The organism is Rohdeia mirabilis (assembly GCA_007750655.1).
In the GTDB taxonomy this organism is placed as follows: Bacteria; Planctomycetota; UBA1135; order UBA1135.
In genome coordinates this window covers 1,813,468-1,835,017 of sequence record CP036290.1, presented here as the reverse complement: position 1 = coordinate 1,835,017, position 21,550 = coordinate 1,813,468, and the positions used below count along the sequence as shown (strand labels likewise).

Annotated in this window: 16 protein-coding genes; 5 read left to right on the top strand and 11 right to left on the bottom strand. The window is 70.6% G+C overall.

Going from position 1 to position 21,550, the window contains the following annotated elements; all coding sequences use genetic code 11:
• Window positions 1–31 precede the first annotated feature (31 nt).
• From Pla163_RS06875 to Pla163_RS06845, 7 genes are all read right to left on the bottom strand, one after another.
• Window positions 32–1,099: an ABC transporter permease gene (locus Pla163_RS06875; protein ID WP_145185587.1), complete on the bottom strand. Its 1,068-nt coding sequence runs from the start codon at window positions 1,097–1,099 to the stop codon at window positions 32–34.
• Between the two features lie 169 nt (window positions 1,100–1,268).
• Complete coding sequence (locus Pla163_RS06870) at window positions 1,269–1,802, bottom strand: hypothetical protein (RefSeq protein ID WP_145185584.1); 534 nt, start codon at window positions 1,800–1,802, stop codon at window positions 1,269–1,271.
• A 71-nt stretch (window positions 1,803–1,873) separates the two neighbouring features.
• Window positions 1,874–3,223, bottom strand: coding sequence for a ribosome biogenesis GTPase Der (gene der, locus Pla163_RS06865; RefSeq protein WP_145185581.1), 1,350 nt, complete (start codon window positions 3,221–3,223; stop codon window positions 1,874–1,876).
• Window positions 3,224–3,278: 55 nt separating this feature from the next.
• The gene (locus tag Pla163_RS06860) at window positions 3,279–4,172 is read right to left on the bottom strand and encodes a 7-carboxy-7-deazaguanine synthase QueE (RefSeq protein ID WP_145185578.1); all 894 of its coding nucleotides are present in this window, start codon (window positions 4,170–4,172) and stop codon (window positions 3,279–3,281) included.
• A 6-nt stretch (window positions 4,173–4,178) separates the two neighbouring features.
• A complete protein-coding gene (locus tag Pla163_RS06855) occupies window positions 4,179–4,415 on the bottom strand; it encodes a small basic protein (RefSeq protein WP_145185575.1) in 237 nt (78 codons plus the stop codon).
• A 237-nt stretch (window positions 4,416–4,652) separates the two neighbouring features.
• The gene (locus Pla163_RS06850; RefSeq protein ID WP_145185571.1) at window positions 4,653–5,213 is read right to left on the bottom strand and encodes a hypothetical protein; all 561 of its coding nucleotides are present in this window, start codon (window positions 5,211–5,213) and stop codon (window positions 4,653–4,655) included.
• A 158-nt stretch (window positions 5,214–5,371) separates the two neighbouring features.
• Entirely contained in the window at window positions 5,372–6,280 is a 909-nt protein-coding gene (locus Pla163_RS06845; protein WP_145185569.1) for a hypothetical protein, read from the bottom strand.
• Between the two features lie 159 nt (window positions 6,281–6,439).
• Between Pla163_RS06845 and Pla163_RS06840 the strand changes: the two genes are divergently transcribed.
• The gene (locus Pla163_RS06840; RefSeq protein WP_145185566.1) at window positions 6,440–8,491 is read left to right on the top strand and encodes an FG-GAP-like repeat-containing protein; all 2,052 of its coding nucleotides are present in this window, start codon (window positions 6,440–6,442) and stop codon (window positions 8,489–8,491) included.
• Window positions 8,488–9,726 (top strand): tetratricopeptide repeat protein, encoded by a 1,239-nt coding sequence (locus Pla163_RS06835; protein ID WP_145185563.1) that lies wholly within the window; start codon window positions 8,488–8,490, stop codon window positions 9,724–9,726. Before Pla163_RS06840 ends, Pla163_RS06835 begins: the two co-directional genes overlap by 4 nt.
• A 150-nt stretch (window positions 9,727–9,876) precedes the next feature.
• Here the strand turns inward: Pla163_RS06835 and Pla163_RS06830 are convergent, their stop codons facing one another.
• The 3 genes from Pla163_RS06830 to Pla163_RS06820 all read right to left on the bottom strand — a co-directional run bounded on the left by Pla163_RS06830 (window position 9,877) and on the right by Pla163_RS06820 (window position 16,441).
• Window positions 9,877–10,890 (bottom strand): ribonucleotide-diphosphate reductase subunit beta, encoded by a 1,014-nt coding sequence (locus Pla163_RS06830; RefSeq protein ID WP_145185560.1) that lies wholly within the window; start codon window positions 10,888–10,890, stop codon window positions 9,877–9,879.
• 173 nt (window positions 10,891–11,063) lie between these two features.
• Window positions 11,064–13,412: a ribonucleoside-diphosphate reductase subunit alpha gene (locus Pla163_RS06825; RefSeq protein WP_145192396.1), complete on the bottom strand. Its 2,349-nt coding sequence runs from the start codon at window positions 13,410–13,412 to the stop codon at window positions 11,064–11,066.
• A 1,427-nt stretch (window positions 13,413–14,839) separates the two neighbouring features.
• Window positions 14,840–16,441 carry a hypothetical protein gene (locus Pla163_RS06820; protein ID WP_145185557.1) on the bottom strand — a complete coding sequence of 534 codons (1,602 nt, stop codon included), beginning with the start codon at window positions 16,439–16,441 and terminating at the stop codon, window positions 14,840–14,842.
• A 386-nt stretch (window positions 16,442–16,827) separates the two neighbouring features.
• Here Pla163_RS06820 and pdxH point away from each other — a divergent pair, with 386 nt between their 5' ends.
• From pdxH to Pla163_RS06805, 3 genes are all read left to right on the top strand, one after another.
• Window positions 16,828–17,469: a pyridoxamine 5'-phosphate oxidase gene (pdxH, locus tag Pla163_RS06815; protein WP_145185554.1), complete on the top strand. Its 642-nt coding sequence runs from the start codon at window positions 16,828–16,830 to the stop codon at window positions 17,467–17,469.
• A 450-nt stretch (window positions 17,470–17,919) separates the two neighbouring features.
• Window positions 17,920–20,007 (top strand): B12-binding domain-containing radical SAM protein, encoded by a 2,088-nt coding sequence (locus Pla163_RS06810; RefSeq protein WP_145185551.1) that lies wholly within the window; start codon window positions 17,920–17,922, stop codon window positions 20,005–20,007.
• Between the two features lie 229 nt (window positions 20,008–20,236).
• Entirely contained in the window at window positions 20,237–20,716 is a 480-nt protein-coding gene (locus Pla163_RS06805) for a bifunctional adenosylcobinamide kinase/adenosylcobinamide-phosphate guanylyltransferase (RefSeq protein WP_145185547.1), read from the top strand.
• Between the two features lie 325 nt (window positions 20,717–21,041).
• Here the strand turns inward: Pla163_RS06805 and Pla163_RS06800 are convergent, their stop codons facing one another.
• Window positions 21,042–21,362 carry a heavy metal-binding domain-containing protein gene (locus Pla163_RS06800; protein ID WP_145185543.1) on the bottom strand — a complete coding sequence of 107 codons (321 nt, stop codon included), beginning with the start codon at window positions 21,360–21,362 and terminating at the stop codon, window positions 21,042–21,044.
• Window positions 21,363–21,550 lie beyond the last annotated feature (188 nt).

The following is a 21,550-nucleotide window of genomic DNA, read 5'->3' as shown; positions in this document are numbered from 1 at the left end:
GTGCGTGCTGCGGGCCACCGGGGATCCGCGCTCAGACCTCGTCCGCGAAGCGGCGCTGGGACAGTCCGTAGACCATGAAGCCGACGAGGAAGATCCCGATCGACCAGGCCGCGAAGACCACGAGCGAGTGGCTGGGCGCGGTGGCGAAGACCTGACCGAAGACCTCGTGGTCCAGGGACAGGAGCTTCTCGCGGTTCATCAGTCCACAGCGCCAGACGTAGACGAGGTGGTAGATCGGGTTGTAGGTCAAGGGCTCGAGGTAGGGCTCGAAGTCCTCGCCCATCACCGCCGCCGACGGCACCCAGAAGATGGGCGTGATGAACATCCAGACCGTGGCGAGCAGTGTGACGAGCTGGAGCGTGTCGCGCAGGAACACGTGGCACGTGGCCAGGAACAGCGAGAGCCCGTACGTGAACAGCAGCTGGAACGGCAGGATCGCCAGGACCCACAACAGGTCGCGCCCGGGGAGCGGCCAGACGGGTGTGAGCGTCGCCAAGACGAAGGCCACGACGCCGAACAGCATCGTGACGTGGGCCACCAGCACGGCGTTGAGCGGCAGGAGCTCGGTCGGGAACGCGAGCTTCTTGATCAGGTTGCCGTTGTCGACGATCGAGCTCGTGCCGCGCACGAAGCCCTCCGACACCCCGGTCCAGATCAGGATGCCCGTGAACATGAACACGCCCATGGCCGGCTCGAGACCGGGGGGCAGTTTGGGCATCTTCAGCTGCAGCAGCTTCGTGAAGACGAAGTAGTAGACCGCGAACATGAACGCCGGATAGACCAGCGGCCAGACCCAGCCGAGCAGCGTGCCGGTGAAGCGCGCCTCGAGCTCGCGCTTGACCGCGGTGACCACCAGGTCCTGGTGCTTCAGGAGCAGCCGCGGGAACCCGACGATCCGCCCCAGCACGTGGCTGATGCCCGGCGGCGACGACCCGATCCAGGCCCCTTCGAACGTGGCGTGGGCCGCGTCGAACTGCTCGTCCACGAACGGGTTGCTGGCCGCGTCAAGCGTGTCGGGGCCGGCCTTCGAGGGCTCCGTGGACGTGCCTGAGGACGCCTTGGACCCTGCGGCGGGGACTGGTTGATCGGGGGAGCTCATGGAGGGGGGAGAACGTCGGCTCCGGACGCTCGAAGCCTACTCCATCGGAATCAAGGGACCGTGGAGGCGAGCCAGATCCGTGGGAGTCTTTCGGCGCCGAGCGATTCGGTGGGGTGGCGGGCTCGCGGCGCTCGCCTGGCGCCGGACGGGTCGGGGCGCCCCGGATCCGTCAACGTTCCGGATCCGGGGGGGTCAGCTCGCGTTCGGGGAACTCGTCGCCGGTGGTCAGGGAGGAGCGCAGGACCTGGATCAGGATCAGCGCTTCGTCCTCGTCGTCGTCGCGCCACTCCCACTCGGCGTAGCGCGGATCCGTCGGGCGCACGATCGACATGTTCGCCTGGGCCTTCACGCGGACCTCGGCCTTCCAGGTGTCCCCTTCGACGTGGGAGAGCTGGATGACGGCTTTGTGTCGGCGACCGTCGCCGCGGAAGGGCGCGAGGCTGTTCCGCCAGCCGCTCTCCATCCGCAGGGAGTTGACGTCCACGTCGGTCCCCCGCGGGAAGCCGCGCCGCTTCATCGCGAGTTGGGCCATCTGCCACAGCACGTCGCGACTGACAGCTTCCACTTCCACGTCGAGCCAGGTCGGCGACGGCTCGCGCTTCATGCTCGAGCACGACGGCGCGAGGGCGACGACGAACGCGAGCGGAAGGAGCGCCAGGAAGCGGCGGCGGTCGGCCGCGGGGCGCGAAGTGGAGTGGCTCATGGGTCGCGTGGTGCTGGTGGGTGGAGTCGGTGGCGCAGAAGTTCGACGTTCCGGGATCGGAGCGCCGAGGCTCAATCCTCGTCCTCGCCGGTGTCCTCGCTGTCGCGCAGGACCACGCGGATCGGCACTTCCTTGAAGGGCGTCTCCTCGCGGAAGCGGTTGGTGAGGTAGCGGATGTAGTCCTTGCCGATCAGGCGCTTGTCGTTGACGAACACCACGATCGTGGGCGGCAGACGCTCGGCCTGGGTTGCGTAGTGGATGCGGACGCGGTGGCCGGAGCTCGACGGTCCGCGGCCGGCGACCGCGCGTTGGACGACGCGGTTGAGCTCGCCCGTGCCGACGCGCGTGTGCGCCTGCTGGTACAGCTGTTCGGCCGTCTCGAGCAGTTCGTCGACGCGCCACTGGTCCTTGCCCGACAGGCACACGAGCGGCGCGAAACGCAGACCGGGCAGCTCGGCCTCGATGTAGTCGGACAGCTCCTGCGCCGTCATCTGGTCCCCCACCGTGTCCCACTTGTTCGCGCCCAGGACGACCGGCTTGTAGTGGTCCATCGCGTAGCGCGCCAGGCGCTTCTCGAGACCGGACAGGGGCTCCATCGCGTCGAACAACAGCACGACGACGTCGGCGCGGCGCACGGCGCGGTAGGCGCGACTGTCGGAGAAGAAGTCGATCGCGTCCTCGAACGAGCTCTTCTTGCGCACGCCCGCCGTGTCGATGACGGTGAAGCTGCGGCCGTCGCGCTCGAACAGCACGTCGACCGCGTCGCGCGTGGTGCCGGCGACCTCGGACACGATCATTCGTTCTTCGCGGGCCAGCGCGTTCGTCAGCGTGCTCTTGCCCGCGTTGCGCCGTCCGACGATCGCGAGCTTCATCACGGACACCGCCGCCATCTCGTCCTCGCGCGGCACCGGCAGGCGGTCGGAGATGGCCGAGAAGAAGTCCTCGAGGCCCTCGCCGTTCTGCGCGCTGATCGGGATCGGTTCAGCCGAGAGGCCGAGGGCGCGGAACTGGTCCACCTCCCACGCCATGCGGTCGCCCTCGGCCTTGTTGCAGACCAGGACGACGGGGCACTCGACGCGGCGCAGACGCTCGGCCACCTCCTTGTCGAGCGGCGTGATGCCGTCGCGCACGTCGACCATGAAGACGATCAGGTCGGCGTTGCCCACGGCCGTCTCGACCTGTTCCTCGACGAGCGGCCCGAGGTCCTGGCGGTCGACGATGCCGATGCCGCCGGTGTCCATGATCTCGACGGTGCGCTCGCCGAAGTCGGTCGGGATGCGAACCGGCAGGCTCACGCGGTCGCGGGTCACGCCGGCCGTGGGCTCGACGATGGACACGCGGCTGTTGACGAGCCGATTGAGCAGCGTCGACTTGCCCACGTTGGGGCGACCGACGATGGCGACGCGGGGAAGGCGGGACATGGGCGTGCGGAGGGTTGGGGCGCGGCGCCTGCGAATCGTCCCTTCCGGGAGCGACTCAGCGGATGGCGAGCGCGCGGTGCACCTGGGGGACGACGCGGGTCTCGAGACCGAGCTCGAGGGCGTACTCCCACAGGGGCGTGATCCGGTCTGTGGCCGGTGCTCCGGAGCGGGGCACGGCGGTCGCCGGTTGGATGAAGAGAGGCAGATCGGGCGCCAGTTCGCACAGGTCTTCGAGGGCCTCGAAGGCCTCCCGTTCGCTGGTGCGGTCGGTGACGACGAGCTTGGCGCACGCGTCGCGGCCGGCGAGCAGGTCGAGGGCCGCGCGGCGCGTCGCGGTCCAGTCGGCGGCGCTCGACGGTGCGGTCTCGTCGACCGGCACCGCGTCGCCGAGTGCAGCGACGTCGCCCGCGCGGATCTCGACGGGTGCGTCGAGATCACCGGGCAACTTCAGGTCGAGGCTGACGTGGCGGAACAGACCGAGCAGCGCGGCGAGCGTGCGCGGATGGGCGCCCGCCGTCTCGAGGTGCAGGGGACGGTCGCCGGTGAGCCGCGCGAGCGACGCCAGGAATCCGGGCCACACGAGCGGCTCGCCACCGGTGAGGCTGATCGGCAACGGCGGTCCGTCCGCTTCGACGTCGGCGATCGCGCAGGCCACCTGGAACGGCGACGAGAACAGCTCGTCACCGAGCGTTTCACCACCGAGGTCCGGACGTTGGTCGGCGCGCAGCACCCACGAGTGCGGCGTGTCGCAGTAGGTGCAGCGCAGCGGACAGCCGCGCAACCGCACGAAGACCTGGGGTTGGCCGAGGTAGCGACCTTCCCCTTGGATCGAGCGGAAGACTTCGAGGACCGGAGCGACGTCGGCGCCGTGCCCGGGGAACCTGTCCTCGGAGCTCGACGCCGAACGGGCGCTGGAACCCGCTTCGCTCCCCGTGCGGGGCGCGTCCACTGCGGACTACGCCTTCTTCTTCTCGTCCTTGCCCTTCTCGTCCTTGCCGGCCGACATGGCCTTGGCCTTCTTGCCCGAGACGACCTTGAACTTGGTGCGCATCTTCGGGAGACCGACGGCCATGTCCTGGGCGGGATCCAGTTTCCCGGCCTTGATCATCTTCTGGACGCGTTCGAAGCGCGTGAGGACGCTGCGCTCACCGGCGCGGGTGTTGACGCCGCGGAGACTGCGGTGGATGGACATGGCTGGGAGTGGTTCGTCTGGAGCGACGGAGGGGTCGGCGCGAAGGGCCGACGCAGGTGGATCGATGGACCGAGGGGCCTCGTGCTGGCGCCGATGCGCCGGGCCCGCGGTGCTGGAGGCGGAACAGGGTAGCGCCGGATCGCCCGGGCGGCAACGCACCACAGGGCGGTCGCCGCCTCCCCCGATCCCGCTCTCGCGCTCGGGGGCGTCCGGGGTCCCGACCCGCCGGCGACGTCCTCACACCTCCGGCCACAGCGCCGCGAACACCAGCCCCGTCGCCGCACCGTACAAGCAGCCGTCGAAGGCCTCCTTGAGGACCGGCGTCCAGCGGCGGCCGTGCCAGATCGCGCCGGGCAGGATCGCCAGCGCGTAGCCCATGACGGCCACGGTTCCGGCGAGGCGCAGCACGCTGCCGAAGCTCGCCCGCGGATCGAGCGAATGGCCCGCGACGTAGGCGGTCAAGGTCCCCACCACGAGGCTGTACAGGAACCAGGCCCCGAGGTTCGCGCCCATGTTCGGCGTCGCGTTGGGCATGACCGAGAGCATCGCGACCGGACCCTCCTGGACCTTGCGCAGGTACTCGGGGTCCTTCCACTGCTCGGGCCCGCTGGCGTGGGGCAGGCAGTACTGCCCGGGCGGCACCGCGCCCCCCATCGCCGCGCGCACGGCCTCCTCGTTCGGCAGCTTCCGGTAGTCGTTCTTGTGCCATGGCAGCACCATCCAGACGACGGACGAGAGCACGAAGACGGCGGCGGCGGCGGCCAGGATCGGCAGCCAGAGGGCGGAGAGTTCGACCATGGGGAGCAACCCCGTGTGGGTGAACCCCGGGGTGGGTCCCGGGGTCCGCGGAGCCTAGGTCGCGAGCCCGACCACCGCTACCTGGTCCCGTGGCGAGCCGGCGCCGCCCCTGTCCGAGGGGCCCGAGCCGGTGGGCCCGAGCGCGTCCGCCCCGCCCCCTACCTGGCGACCAGGTCGTCGATGTTGCGCACGAGGGCCGAGCTGTACTCGCCTTCGCGTCCGCGCGGGTCGGGCAGGACGACGAGCGCCTCGAGCAGCGGCGCGAGGTCGGCCGTGGACGGCGCCGCACCGGCGAGCACGACCAGGCTCCCGCCCACGTGCAGGGGACCGATCGCGCGCACCCCGTTCGCGCGCAGGTGCGCCACGGTCTCCTCGGCGAGCACTTCGCGCGAGGCGCGATCGACGTAGGTCGCCACCTGGATCGTGAAGCGGTTGGCCGGGTCGAGCAGCTGCGCCGCGAGCTCCGCGCTCTGGGCGTAGCGTTCGAACGTCGGTCCGACGGGCGGCGTCCATCCGGCGGGCGGGCGCGGGTCGTCGCCGGCCGTGGCTCCATCGTTCACGACGGGCGTTCCGGCGGGCGGCGTGGGCGCGAGATCCGGCAGAGCGGCCGCAACGATGCGCTCGAGATCGGCGGCCGTGGCGCGCGCCGCGAGCGATGGGCCGTCCGGCAGAAGCAGGGTGCGAGGCTCGGTCGCGGTCGGTGCGGTGCGCGCCTCCACCACCAGGTGCGGGCGCAGGTAGACGCCGAGAGCGAAGGCGAACACGAGGGCGGCGAACACCTCCGGCTGGACCCAGGGCGAACGACCGCGCGCGGGTCGAGCACCGCTTGCCGCATCACCGTTGGCCGCATCCGCGCTCGCCGCGCCTCGATCGTCCGCGCTCTCGAAGCCCCCACCGTCCGACCCGTGGACCGCGGCCGTCGAAGGGGCGACCTGGGCCGCAGCGCCCGTGTCCGCGGCAGTGGCTTCGACCTCCGTGAAGAGTTCGCCCTGGGCGGACCGCGGCTCGGCGGGGTGCGGCGGGTCGTCGTCGCGCTGGCGCGTGGGGTCGTGCAGGTCCTTGGACATGGAGCTCGAGGGGGCGCAGCGCTGGCCCGGTGCTGGAGCACGCTACGCACGGAGCAGGGTCCGCGTCAAAGCAGCGCCTGCCCACGGACGCGCTCGACGCCGAGCCGCGGGCGGTGCGACGCGCGCGAGCTCGAGGCCCTCCGTAGACTGGTCGCCCCCATGCTCCCCGCTCACTCCGCCCATGGCGCACCGGCGCCTCGTCCGTCCACATCGACCCGCCGCGGCCGCACCACCTGTGTGGCCCTCGGCGCGCTGGCCCTGGGCGCGGCGGTGCTCGGCGGCTGTGGCCGTCCCGACGACGCGAGTGGCGCCGCGCCCGATGGGACCGCGCCCGCTCCGGGTTCGACGCCGAGCGCGGTCACGCCGAGCCCCGGTGCCCCCGCCGCTGCGAGTGACGGAGCGGCCAGCGACGCCGCCGCCAGCGACGATCCGGTGCTCGCGGACTTCTCGGGCGTCGTGCTGCCCGACGGCGCGGCGGCCGCGGGGCTCGACTACGTGAACCTCAGCGGTCGCGCCACCAAGCCCACGATCCTCGAGGCGAACGGCGCGGGCGTGGCGCTGATCGACCTGGAGAACGACGGCGACCTCGACCTCGTGTTCTCGCAGGGCTGCGCGGACCTCGACACGTTGATCACGGGTCCCGGCGCCGACCTCGAGATCTTCGCGAACGACGGCAGCGGGAACTTCACGCGCCGACCCGGTCCCGGACTGCGCGGCTGGTGGACCGGACTGTGCGCGGGCGACGTGGACGGCGACGGCGACATGGACCTCGTCGTCGGTGGCTTCGGCCAGGCCGCGGTGTTGCTGCAGGACGGAAGCGGCGCGCTCGTGCCCGTGGACGAACCGGGTCTGCTGCCGCCCGGCGACCGACGCCTCGTACCGGGCGAACCGCGCACGGCTGGCCTCCCCCCCACCTGGATCACGAGCGTCGCGCTGTTCGACGCCGATCGCGACGGCCACCTCGACGTCTACCTGGGTCAGTACCTCGACCTCGATCCGGTGGACCCGCCGCTCGGCGAACTGGGCGAAGGCGTGCTCGCGTTGCCCTGTTCGTGGAAGGGACTCGAGGTCTACTGCGGCCCGCGCGGCATGACGGCCCAGCCCGATCGCCTGCTGCTCGGTCGCGGCGACGGAACGTTCGTGGACGCGAGCGAACGCCTCGGCGACGTCGAGCCCGGCTTCACGTTGGGCGTCGTCCCGTTCGACGCGGACGGCGACGGCGACACAGACCTGTACGTGGCCGCCGACTCGGTGCCGAACCTGTTGTTCGTCAACGACGGCACGGGAACGTTCGCCGAGGTCGGCACCGGAGCCGGCGTGGCCGTCAGCACCGAAGGCATGGCCGAGGCCGGCATGGGCGTCGCGACCGGCGACCTGGACCGCGACGGACGCATGGACCTGGCGGTCACGAACTTCTCCGACGAAGCGACCCAGCTGTTCCTCGGCGCTCCGGTCGGCTTCCGCGCCGCGACTTACCGCACCGGCCTGCAGCGCGAGACGCGGCGGCTGCTCTCCTGGGGCGTGCACCTCGTCGACCTCGATGCGGACGGACGGCTCGAGCTGTTCACCGCGAACGGACACGTCTATCCCCAGGCCGACTCGCCGAACACGGGGACGAGCTACGCCCAGCCGGACACGCTCTGGCGTTTCGGCCGCGGCCTGCGCGCCGAAGCGATCCCGCCCGGCGGCGACACGTCGATCCTGGCGCTCGCGCGCGGGACGCGCGGGTCCGCGGTCGGCGACCTCGACGGCGACGGCGCACCGGAGATCGTCGTCGTCACGATCGACGGCCCGGCCGCGATCGGTCGCAACACGCATGGTCGCACGGCGCACCGACTCGAGCTGCGGCTCGAGGGCGCCGGTGCACGGACTGGCGGTGGACAGACTGGCGGTGAGGGCGCCGACGGCGCAGCGAGCGCCGGCGCGCCGCGCAGTCCGCGCGACGGTCGCGGCGCGCGCGTGGTCGTCGTTCCGAAGCTGCCCGAGAACGAAGCGTTCGCCGTGCTCTGCGAGGTGCAGACGACGAGCGGCTACCAGTCCTCGAGCAGTCCGTACCTCGCGATCGGCCTCGGCGCCGCCACGTCGTACACGTCGATCGAAGTGCGCTGGCCGTCGGGTCGCATCGAGCGGATCGAGGCGGGCGACGGCGGACGCAGGTTGTTCCTGCGCGAAGGCGCCGGGGTCGTGAAGTCCGAGGAGCTCGAACGATGAGAACGCACGCCACGCACCGAACGATTCTCGCCCGCACCGCGACCCGCGTGGCCCTCGTCGCCGCGCTCGCCGGGCCGCTGACCGCCGAGGCGGTGACGGCCGCTGCGGGCCCGGCGCAGGAACCGGCCCCCGAAGACGCGCCGACGACCGAGGAGTCGACCGACGACAGCGTTGCGGGAGCGGCGGCGAACGCGGCTCTCGAGCTGCAGATGGAGCGCGCCACCCGCCTGGCCGAACTGGCCTCGCTCCTGGACCTGGGGCTCGTCTCCGACGCGCTCGAGCTCGGCCTGCCGCTGGTCGCGGCCGGTCCCCCGCCGGGCCCGCTCGTCGACGACGGCCGCGCGATCGCGTTGGTCGCCCGCGCGCTCGACGACGCCGGGCGCGGCGACGAGGCGCGCGACCTGTTGATCGCGGCGAACGTCATCCCCGCCACGGGTCCGTGGATCGAACTGGAGTGGGCCCGACTCGACCTGGTGCAGGACGAGCTCGACTCCGCGCTCCGACGACTCGTGCGCGAGGACGGAACGCTGCGCCTGCCGGACTTTCCGCAGGCCTGGATGTTGACGGGACGAGCGCTCGCGCGGCGCGGCAGTCTCGGCGCGGCGGCGCGCTACTTGAACGGGTACCTCGAGCGCGCGCCGTACGCGCCGGACACCGTCTCCGCGCTGCACATCCTCCACCTCGAAGCGTTGCAACGGCGCGACGCCGAGGCGGCCACGGCCCTTCTGGCCGAGTCCGAGCGCCGCCGCCGCGCGTTCGAGCTGATCCGCGCGCGGTCGCTGCAGGTGCGCGCGAACCCGAAGGACGCGTTGCCGCGCTACGGCCTGGGTCTCGCGTACCTCGAACTGGGCGACACCCGTGCGGCCACCGCGGCGCTCGAGGAACTCGTCGAACTGCAGCCCGACTTCGCGCGCGCCTACTTCCAACTGGGCGAGGCGCGCCGACTGTCCGGCGATCGCGAGGGCGCGGTGCTGGCGTTCGGCGAAGGGCTCGCGCGCGATCCCGACGACCACAAGTGCCGGCTCAACCGCGGACTCGTGCTGGGCCAGCTCGCGCGCTACGACGAGGCGCTCACAGACCTCGAGTTCCTGCTGCGCTCGGACGTGGCGGGAACGGCGGAGTACGCGGGAATCTACCTCGGGCTGGCGCGCGTCTACGACCGCACCGAACGCCCCGAGGCCGCCGACCAGGCCTACGCGAAGTACCGCGAGCTGGGCGGCGATCAACCCCGTTAGGCGCTCGCGCCTCCGAACACGGAACGGCCGCTGGCAACGCCGACGGGCCCGGAGCGCGTGCGCTCCGGGCCCGTCGGCGTCGGGGGCGAGTCGTTCCACCTCGCCCGTCCAATCGCGCGAGCGCGGCGGTGGCGAGGGCGAACGGCGCTCCTAGAAGTCCTCGTCGAAGCCGACGTCGCCGGTCACCGACATCTGGTACGCGGAGACGCGGCGCTCGAAGAAGTTCGACAGCTCCTGCACGTCCTGCAGCTCCATGAAGGCGAACGGGTTCTTGGCGCCGAAGTGCGGCTCCATGTCCAGGTTCAGGAGGCGCTGGTCGGCGACGAACTCGAGGTACTGGCGCATGTCGCGCTGGGAGAGCCCGCTGATGCCACCCGACAGGATGTCCTCGGCGAAGGTCATCTCGCACTCGACGGCCTCCTTCAGCATGTCGATCACCTGCGCCTTCACGCCGTCGTCGAACAGGTCCGGTTCCTCGCGGCGCACGGTCTCGACCACTTCGAAGGCGAAGGCCATGTGGCAGCTCTCGTCGCGGAAGACCCAGTTCGTGCCCGAGGCCAGGCCGTTCAACAGACCCTTGCTGCGCATGAAGTAGACGTACGCGAAGGCCGCGAAGAAGAACAGGCCTTCGATGCAGGTCGCGAAGCAGATCAGGTTCAGGAGGAAGCGCTGGCGCTCCTCCTTCGTCCGGCAGGCGTCGAGGTCGTGGATCGAGTCGATCCACTTGAAGCAGAACTCGGCCTTCTTGCGGATCGCCGGAATGTTGTCGATCGCCTGGAAGGCCTGTTCGCGCTCCTTGAGGTCCGGGATGTAGCTGTCCAGGAGGGTCAGGTAGAACTGCACGTGCAGCGCTTCCTCGTAGAGCTGCCGCGACAGGTACATCCGCGCCTCGGGGGCGTTGATGTGCTTGTAGAGGTTCAGCACGAGGTTGTTCGACACGATCGAGTCACCCGTGGCGAAGAAGGCCACGAGGCGACTGACGAGGTGCTTCTCGGCCGGCGACAGCCGATGCTCGAGATCGACGAGGTCCGTGGAGAAGTCCACTTCCTCCACCGTCCACGTGTTCTTGATCGCGTCGCGGTAACGGTCGTAGAAGCTCGGGTAGCGCATCGGGCGCAGGGTGAGGTCCATGCCCGGGTCGAGCAGGAGTTGGCGGTCGGTCATCGTCGTCTTCGGTCCGGTGGGATGTGAGTTCGGGCGCGCGAGCGGTCGCGTGCGAGTGGTTTCGCGAACGGGCTGGACGTGTCGCCCCCGCCCTTCGGTTCGGTCTCGATCGGTTCGCTCGCGCGGGCCGGCGTCGCGCTCCCTTCGAAGCGTGCCGACCCGCGCGGCTCCGGCTACTGGCAGGCCTCGCAGCTCTCGGGGTTCTCGAGGCTGCACGCGATCGCGTCGGCGTCCTTCACGCCTTCGGCCTTCGCCGCCGTGCTGGTCTGGGCGATCCGGGTCGCCGGACGCGAGCGCAGGTAGTACGTGGTCTTGATGCCCGTCTTCCAGGCGTACAGGTACATCGAGCTGAGCTTGCCGATCGTCGGCGAGGCCATGAACAGGTTCAGCGACTGGCTCTGGTCGATGAACTGGCCGCGCGCGGCGCCCATGTCGATCAGCGAACGCATCGGGACCTCCCAGGCGGTGCGGAAGATCGCCTTCACGTCGTCCGGGATCTCGTCGATCGCCTGGATCGACCCTTCGGCCTGCTTGATCTTGGCGCGGACGCTCTCGGTCCACAGGCCGCGCTCCTTCAGCTCGCGCGACAGATAGCTGTTCACCTGCAGGAAGTCGCCCGACAGGGTCTCGCGCTTGAACAGGTTCGACACCTGGGGCTCGATGCACTCGTAGCAGCCCGCGATCGACGCGATGGTCGCCGTCGGTGCGATGGCGATCATCAGCGAGTTGCGCAGACCGTGCTCGGTCATCCGCGCCCGCAACGCTTCCCAGCGCGCGCCGTCGCCGGACGGCACCTCGTCGGGCTTCGTCCCCCACAGCTCGAACTGGAAGTGGCCCTGGGCCGCTCGCGTCTCGGCGAACGCCGGGTGCGGACCGTTCTGCTCGGCCAGTTCGACCGAAGCGGTCACGGCGCGGAAGTAGATCTCCTCGGAGATCCGCGCGCTGATCGCGCGTGCCTCCTCCGAGTCGAAGGGCAGCCGCAGTTGGAAGAACACGTCCTGCAGGCCCATCATCCCGAGCCCCACCGGACGCCAGCGCTGGTTCGACGAGCCAGCGTCCTCGGTCGGGTAGTAGTTGATGTCGATGACGCGATCGAGGTAACGGATCGCGAGCGCGGCCACGTTGCCGATGGCCTCGTAGTCCACGTACTTCGCGCCGTCGTCGCCCTCGCGGACGAAGCGCCCCACGTTGATCGAGCCGAGGTTGCAGACCGCCGTCTCGTCGCGGCTCGTGACCTCGATGATCTCGGTGCACAGGTTCGACAGGTGCACGGTGTTGCCCGGCGCGCCCGTCTGGTTGCACTTGAGGTTGGAGGCGTCCTTGAACGTCATCCAGCCGTTCCCGGTCTGGGCGAGCGCGCGCATCATCCGCGCGTACAGATCGCGGGCCTTCAGCGTCTTCACGCCCAGACCGTCGCGCTCGGCCTCTTCGTAGGCGCGATCGAAGTCCTCGCCGAACAGATCGCACAGGTGCGGGACGACCTTGGGGTCGAACAGCGTCCAGGTCGAATCGGCCTCGACGCGGCGCATGAACAGGTCCGGGATCCAGTTGGCCAGGTTGAGGTTGTGCGTGCGCCGGGCGTCGTCACCGGTGTTGTCGCGCAGGACGAGGAAGTCCTCGATGTCCCCGTGCCAGCTCTCCAGGTAGACGCAGGCCGCGCCCTTGCGGCGTCCGCCCTGGTTGACGGCGGCGACCGACGAGTCGAGGGTCTTCAGCCAGGGCACGATGCCGTTGCTGTGCCCGTTCGTGCCGCGGATGAGCGAACCCGTGCAGCGCACGCGGTGGTACGCGAGGCCGATGCCGCCCGCGAACTTGCTGAGCTGCGCCACGTCCATGTAGCGCGCGTAGATCGAGTTCAGGTCGTCCTGGGGCGAGTCGAGCAGGTAGCAGGAGCTGAGCTGGGTCCGCGTCGAGCCCGAGTTGAACAGGGTCGGCGACGACGGCAGGTACGCCAGGCTCGAGATCAGCTGGTAGAACTCGATCGCCTCGACCGGGTCCTCGGCCAAGCCGCAGGCCACGCGCATGAAGAAGTACTGGGGCGTCTCCAGCACCTTGCGGCTGGTCGGGTCCTTGAGCAGATAGCGGTCGTAGACGGTGCGCAGGCCGAAGTACTCGAACAGGTTGACGCGCTTCAGGTCGATGGCGTCGTCGAGCTTGCGGCGGTTGGTGCGCACGAAGTCGTAGGTGCGCTCCGACAGGAGGCCGGCCTCGTAGCCGTGCCGCACCGACTGCGAGAAGGACTGGATGTCCTGGTTGGCCACCTCCTTGTCGATGAAGGTGCCGAGCAACCGCGCCGCGAGCTTCGAGTACTGGGTCTCCTCCGAGATCAGGTTGGCGGCCGTCTGGATCGACAGGCTGTCGAGTTCCTGGGTGGTCGCACCGTCGTAGAGTCCGCTGATCGTGCGGGTGGCCACGCGCATCGGGTCGACCGCCTCGAGACCCACGGCGCAGCGCTGGACCGCCTTGACGATCTTGTTCAGGTCGACCGGCTCGAGCGAGCCGTTGCGCTTCTTGACCTTCATCCCCACGTCCTCGCCCACCGCGTCCTCCCACAGGGCGCCGGTGCGCGCTCCACCGGTGGTCGGGGCACGATCGGTGTCGTCCCGACCGGGGGTCGGCACTTCGTACCCGGCCCGGCCGCTGCCAGCCTGGGTCGTGCCAGCCTGGGTCGTGCCAGCCTGGGTCGTGCCGGCTCGGTTGGTGCCGGACTGCGCGGTATCCATCTGCGTGGTGTCCAGAGCGTCGCTCGATTCCATGGTCGAAGGGGTGCGGTGCGAGAGTTGGGGGGCGCTTGGATCCGCGCTCGCGTCCAGGGGACGGTGCCACCCGGTGGTGGGCGGTCGTCGATCGGAGCGAGCGCGGAAGGAAGGGAAGAGGTCGGGGAGGCCCCGCGGGACTCGGTGCCGCGGGAACGTGGGCCGGCGCACGGGGCAGCCGGCGAGCGAGGCGATCGGGGAAGGTGGCGCCGCGCGCACCGCTGGGGCGTCCGAGCCCCCCTCCTGTTCGAGGTCGGCCGAGCGTCCAGCCAGGGACTGGGGCACGCTCGGGGCGGGAGGGTCGGCGGCACCGAAGAGGGCGCGGGCGAAAGAACGTCGAGTGGGCCGGCTGATGGAAGCCGGGTGGTGGAAGCCGGAGGCCAGTGGCCAGCAGCTGCCGGCGAGCGCTCGAACAGGAGCGCTGGGAACCAGCGCCGCGCCGAGCGGGGAACCGAACGGGAAGGACAGGACGGTGGCCGGACGGCAGGCCCAGGGCGCGGCCGGACGGCAGGCCCAGGGCGCAGGTCCCCGGGCGGCCGATCCGAAGCCTCGGAGCCGGTGGCTGCCGGTTCCGGTGCGTGCCACGCCTGCGAGCGACGCCCACGGGTGCACCTCGTCGAGACGAGCCCCCGATCGGACCCGACCGACGCCACCCGGAAGGGTCGCTCGAAGGTGGGGTGGGACGGGGGGCGGATCGAGGCGGCCGGGACGGGCCACGGACGTGGGCCGAATTCGGACGCGGAGTCGGTCGCGGGATGGGACGAGGCGGCCCGCCCAGAAGGCAGGTCGAGAGGCCGGGTCGACCGTCTCGGCTCGCGTCCGTCGGCCCTGGTCGAGGGCCCGGCGGCGCGGCGTCCGAGCGGGCTGGAACCGGGGGGCTCAGCGGCGGTCGGACAGGGCCGGAACGGTCGCGTCGATCCGGGCGGTGCAGGTCACCCGCGGGCGGGTGGGCTTGCGGTCGCTCGACCGACGGAGCCCCACCATATTGGGGTGCGGGCGGCGGTCAATACGAAAGGTTGTGGCTCTCCCGTCCGGCGGAAGGGTCCCACCGCGCCGCCGATCGAGCCCGTCCGCCGCCTGTCTCGACCCGGAGATCGGAGCCAGATCCGGACCGAGCAAGCTCTTGACCGGGGACGCTTCGAAGGGTCTACCGCCCCACCTTCGGGCGGGTGTTCCGGTCCCTTCGGATCGGCTCAGAGCGTGAGGCCGCGGCCCGCGCCCGAGCGGTCCTTCGCGCGCCGCGAGTCGGCCCCTTCGCCGGCGCGCGAACGCTCGCGTTCGAACCCGGTCGAGACCGCTTCGGGACCGACGAGGACCGCGTCCACGTAGGGCGCGATACCGCCACTCGTCGCGAGTTCCAGTTCGAGACCGGACGCGCGCACGAGCGGTGCGAGTGCGGCGAGTTCGACGGCGCCCGAAGGCAGGACGATGCGCGCGACGCCCTTCTCGCGAAGGCGCAGCAGCGCGCTCGCCACCAGGTCGGGGGCGAGGCTGCAGAGCGGTGCGAGGAAGGCCCCGTCGACCGCGATCGCGACCTGCGCGGAGTACGGATCGAGGCGTTCGAACCACTGGTCGGTCAGTTGGTCCGAGCGCAGTCGAACGGAGACGCGCTCCCACGGAAAGCGCAGGAGACCGATCGATCCCAGGGCGCGCGAGGCGGCGGCGGGTTCCTCGAAGGACAGGCGCAGGCCGCGGCCGAGCTGGGCGAACGCGCCGATCAGCTCCTCGAACTCGAGGCCCGGGCCGTCGACCGGCACCGTGCTCAGCTGGCCGCAGGTGTCGCGCACGATGGTGGCCTGGGCCCACGGCACGTTGGCGGCGCCGAAGAGCTCGAGGTCGTCCATGGTCGCGAGCCCGTCCCACAGGATCGAGACCGCGTCGACCGGGACGTTCTCACCCTCTTCCGTGACGCACACGCGCGGCGTCAGGGCGGTGGTCGGACGACCGAAAGGCTCGGCCAGAAGACACAGCACGTCGTCGCCCGCCAGGTGGCGATCGATCTGTACGAGGGCTTCGGTGTCGTCGTCGACCACGGCGATGGGCACGAGGCCGCGCGACTTGAAGTGTTCGATACCGGCCAGCTTCGAACGCACGCCGTCGCTGCCGTCGCCGAAGGGATTCAGCCGCACGCGGTCCTCGGCGAGCCCCATTCCGTAGTGACGGCACAGCGTGCGCAGGGCCTGGAGCGTCTCGTCGCGGCGTGTCTGCGACCGCGAGCTGTTGAGCACGACGAAGACGCGCGGCTGCATCTGCATCCAGCGCAGGACCTCGAGCATCCCGAGGCAGGGCTGGTGGGCGCCGATCACGGCCTCCGGCGACCAGGCGAAGCGCTCGCACTCGACGAGCAGCTCGGCGCGCGCGGCGTGGTCGAGCCCGCGCCTCTCGAACAGGCGGCGCAGTCCCGCCTCGCCGGTCTGGATCTCGCCGGCCTCGAGCCCGTCGAAGTAGCTGGTGCCACGACGCGCGTCCCAGTCGAACAACAGCGCCGCCAAGCCGGGGCGCAGATCGAGGATCGAGCCGTCCACGTCGATCAGCACCGCGAGCTCGGCGTCCGGCTGGGCGCGGCGACGGCGCTCCACGTGGGCGCTGAGACGCTCGAGCCAGGCGACACGACACGTGCCGTTCGCGCGCCGCACGGGGCGGGTGCGGCCGGTCCTCGCGCCAGCCACGACACGCGCCAGCTCGGACGCGATGCGAGCCGAACCGTCCTCCGCTCGCTCGCCGCCCCACGACAGCGTGCTCGCTCGCCGTCCCGTCCCCTCTTCGATGCGTTCGCCCATCCTGTGCTCGATCATGCTCGTTCCCCCTGCGCGTCCCACGGCGTAGGCCTCGTCGGCTCCGCCTCCTCGTTCTCGTTCGGATCCCCCTTCTCGACTCGCGAACGATCGATCCACCGCGCGGTGCGCCGATCGTCCCGGTCCTTCGACAGCCGACCCCCGTCGGTTCGTGGGGTTCCATCGGCCGGTGGACGGGACGGGCGTCCATGAATCGTCGGCGAAACTTCGCTCGGTGTCGTCCGTGCAGCTGGTGCTACCCGGCTCGGCCGCGGTGACCTACGGACCGACCGCCGCCGATTCACCGCCGCCGTGGCCGAAACGTGCCCCGACCGGGGGGGGCCGTCCGCGGGTCGGTCCGAGGGCACATCCCTGGAACGAGCGGTCCCCGCCCCCACAATGGCCCGATGGACGTCGCCAATCTTCGCAAGGACTACGTGCGCCACGGACTGCTCGAGTCCGAGGCCCCCACCGACCCGTTCGACCTGTTCCGTACCTGGTTCGAGACCGCCGTCGACGCCGGGCTCGAGGACCCCAACGCGATGACCCTCGCCACGGCGACGACGGACGGCGCGCCCCGAGCTCGGATCGTGCTGCTCAAGGGCTTCGACGAGCGCGGCTTCTGCTTCTTCACCAACTACGCGAGCTCGAAGGCGCGCGAGCTCGACGCCAATCCCAGCGCGGCCCTCGTCTTCTACTGGCACGACCTCGAACGCCAGGTGCGGATCGAGGGCGCGACCGAACGCACCAGCACGGCCGAGTCCGACGCCTACTTCGAGATGCGGCCGCGGGACAGTCGGATCGGCGCCCACGCGTCGCCCCAGAGCCGTGAACTCGCGTCGCGCGACGAGCTGGAAGCGCGCCTCGCGGCCGAGCAGAAGCGCTTCGGCGAGTCCGGCGACGTGCCGCGTCCCGACGACTGGGGCGGGTACCGGCTGATCCCGAGTCTGATCGAGTTCTGGCAGGGCCGGCCCGCGCGCCTGCACGATCGACTCGCCTACCGCCGCGAGGGCGGGTCGACTTGGACGCGTGCGCGGCTCGCGCCCTGAGCTGCACCGGTTCGTCACCGCGCCGGTTCGTCACCGCGCCGGTTCGCCACCGCGCCGGTTCGTCACCGCAGCGGGTCTCACCGCGCCCGCACGCCCCAGCGATTGTGGACCGCGGCGTCCAGTTGCACGCGACCCGGTGAGCCCGGCGCCGCACGGCCTCCCTCGCGCGACGGCTTTCGCACTCCGAATCGCGCCGAACGAAGGGAAACTCCCCTAGCCGTGCACCGCGCGGCCCGCTGCGGTCGATGGGCGCTGGGCGGGGCGGCGTTCGGAGCCCCACGTGGGGGTTAGGATTGGGGTGCGAGTGCCACCGGCCCGGCCACGCTCCGTGAAGCGTCGTCGCGGCCCTCGACCCGACCCCACGGGACTTCACACCGACGACGGACCTGGGTCCGCCACCTCTCCCGGCGCACCCACCCGGGGCCAGCACCGCGCACGCACGACGAAGACATGCGAGTCACACTCATCCAACCGCCCGACGGGAACCTGCCCACCGCTCCCTACTCGTCGATCGCCGCACTCACCGGAGTGCTCGCCGCGCACGGGCACCAGCTGGAGGGGCTCGACGCGAACCTCGAGACGACGCTCTGGCTGCTCGATCGCGAGCGCCTCGAGGGCTGGTGGGACATGGCCGACGCCAAGCGCGCCGCGCTCTCCCAGAAGTCCGACCGCACGCCCGATGAAGCCAAGGAGATGCTGCGCCTGCAGCGTCTGTTGTCGCTGCCGCGCGAGGAGTTCGCCGGTGTGGCCGACGCCGTCGACCTGATGCGCGACGGCGAGCGCTTCGGCAACCCCGAGGAGTTCGTGGTCGCGTTCGACCTGGTGCGGTCGTGCATGCGCTTCGCCTTCTCGCTGAGTCCGTTCAACTTCTACGAGGGCCGCAAGGTCGGCCACGGCGTTCTCTCCGACCCGCCCGCGAACGAGCTGCCCGACCCGCCGGTCGAGTCGTTCCGCATGCTGGTCGAGAAGGTGCTCGAGAACCCGCCCGACGCGATCGGCATCACGGTGCCCTTCGACGGCTCGATGTACTTCGGCCTGAAGATCGCGCGCGTCATCAAACAGCTCGCGCCCGACATGACCGTGCTGATGGGCGGCGCGGGCATCGACAACAAGGGCTACCGCGTCACCGACGACCCCTTCTACTACCAGGTCGTCGACTACGTCATGGTCGGCGAGGGCGAGGTGCAGTTCCCGAAGCTGCTCGACGTGCTCGAGAACGGCGGTGAGATCAGCAGCGTGAAGAACATGCGCTGGCTCGAGGGCGACGTGGTGCGTGCGACCGAGCTCGAACTCGTGACCGACCTGAACTCGCCGCCGGGCCCCGACTTCTCGACCGTCGACTTCAAGCGCTACCTGTTGCCCGACGCCGTCGCCACGTTCCAGAGCTCGCGCGGCTGCTACTACGGCAAGTGCACGTTCTGCTCGGAGTTGTTCCGCAAGGGCTTCCGGATCCGCAAGCCGGACCTGGTCGTGGACGACATGGTGAAGATCTACGAGCAGACCGGCATCCGCCACTTCCAGCTGTGGGACTCGCTCGCGCCGCCGAAGACGCTCAAGAAGATCGCCCAGGAGGTCATCAAGCGCGGCCTGCCGTTCGAGTGGATGGCGGAGACGAAGTTCGAGAAGCCCTACCGCAACGAGGAGATGATCAAGACCCTCGCCGAGGGTGGCTGCACCTTCCTGCAGTTCGGCTTCGAGTCGGCCAGCAGCAAGGTCCTCGACCTGATCGACAAGGGCAACAGCATCGAGGACACGAAGGTCATCCTCGAACTGCTGGCCAAGTACGGCATCCGCGCCGGCACCACGTGGTTCATCGGCTTCCCCGGTGAGACCGAGCACGAGGCCGACTTCACCCACGACTTCGTCGGCACGCGCCGCGACCAGGTGATGCTGTCCAGCTACACGCGCACGTTCGACATCGGCGCCGACACGATCGTCTACGAGGACAAGGAGCGCTTCGGCATCGAGGTCTTCGAGGTCTCCGAGGGCGTGCTCGACTACCGCTACACGGACGGTCGCGAGCGCTGGAACCCGGACGAGCGCGACATGGCCTTCCACGCGCGCGGCGACTTCCCGTACCTGACGAACAACATCGAACTGCACTACTCGAAGGTGCCCAAGGAGGTCTCGGCGCGCATCGCCTGGGAGTACCGCATGGGTCCGATCCTGCGGCAGGTGGCGCCCGAGGCTCTGCCGACGATGAAGCTCACGCTCATGGACGCGGTCCGCGTCCGCATCTACGACGAGCACGCCAGCGGCGGCGAAGCGCCCTTCGGCACGGTCTGGCACCTGACGACCGGTTACACGTTCGACCTCGAGAAGCCGTCGGTGGCGATCGTCCGCGCGCTGTCCGGCGCGGAACTCACCTACGAGCAGCTGCTCGCGGCCACGGGCCTCGACGACGCTACCGCGCGCGACCTGGTGGACCAGGGCATCAACCGCGGCATCATCAAGATCCTGGTCGACGAGAAGCACGTGCGCTGGATCCCCGAGGCGGCCCAGCGCGACGCGCCGACCGTCGTCGGCGTGCACGCCTGAGACGGGCGACCGGTCGGCGAGCGCACTCGATGGCGGCGTCGGTCCCGGACGCCGGTGCCGGTCGAGCGCGAACGCTGCGAGCGCCGCTCGATGCGGTACCGTTCGCTCGGGCGCCGGCCGATCTGCTCGTCGGCCCGCGCCGTCCACCCCTCCCCCCGTCCCTTCGGCCGGCGCTCCAGACCGAGCGCCCCTCTCCGGCGTCCGTCCCCCGGCGCCCGCACACTTCCCCATGGCGGAGAACATCCTGGTGACCGGCCCCGACGCGGCCGAGACCGCTCGCGTCGCGGCCGAGGCCGCCGCCCGTTTCGGTGACGACCTCGGCTACGTCGATCCGCGCCTCACGCCCGAGGAAGTGCGCAAGGTCGGCAGTCGCATCGAGGAGGAGCGCGAGTTCGGCGGGCGCACCGTGTCGGCCTTCGACGAGGCGTTGACGGTCGGCTCGGCCGTCGCCCAGCTGGCGGGGTTCGCCGACACGGTGATCGTGGACCGCCTCGAGTGCTGGGCCACCCACCTCGCGAACAAGTACGACGACTCGATGGACGATCGCATCGTCGAGGAGATCGCCGCCGTCACGACGGTCATGACGGCCGACCTGGCGGAGCTGGTGTTCATCACCGGACCCGAGTCCCCCGCCGGCCGCGCGGGACGGATCCACGCGCGCATCCTTGAGTCGATGGCGCCCCACGTGACCGAACGCCTCACGGTCTGAGGCTCGGGGCCTGGAGTTCGGGGCCTGAAACTCGGAGCTCCGGGGTTCGGCGATCGGCCGAGCCTTTCGCGAGCGCCCTGCCGCTCGAGAGCGGCCGCCGTCGCGCTCGGCCTGAACGGTGCGTCCGTTCGACCGGGCGACGGAAGGGCGGCGCTGCTCGTGCGCCTACTCGGCGTGCCTCCTGTTGCGAACTCGCGTGCTCCTGCTGCGAACTCGCGTGCTCCTGCACCGAACTCGGGCGCTCCTGCACCGAACTCGGGCGCTCCTGCACCGAACTCGGGCGCTCCTGCACCGAATTCGCGTGCTCCTGCACCGAACTCGCGTGCTACTGCACGGTGACCGCGGTCCCGCTGATCGAGACCATCAGCATCCCGCCCTGCTGGCCCACGACTTCGTAGTCGAGGTCGATGCCGACCACGGCGTTGGCGCCCAGTTCGCGCGCGCGCTCCTCCAGTTCGGCCATCGCGACGGTGCGCGCCTTCATCAGCTCCTGCTCGTAGGCGGCCGAGCGCCCGCCGACGATGTCGCGGATCGACGCGAACAGGTCCTTGAACAGGTTGGCGCCCATGATGGCTTCGCCGGTGACGATGCCGAGGTAGTTCGTGATGGTGCGGCCGTCGAGCGAAGGGGTGGTGCTGAGGATCATCGTCTTGGCTGTGGTCGAAGGTCGGGCTGAGTTCGCGCCGCCGGCTGCGACGCGATCGCTGGGAGCCTACGCGGACGCCCCGCGTCTCTTCACGCCCTCGCGAGCGAACGTCGCGCTGGCTGGACGGCCGGCTCGACGTCCGGCGCGTCGGCGGCCGACGTGTCACCGCCCTTCGCAGGTGCACACCC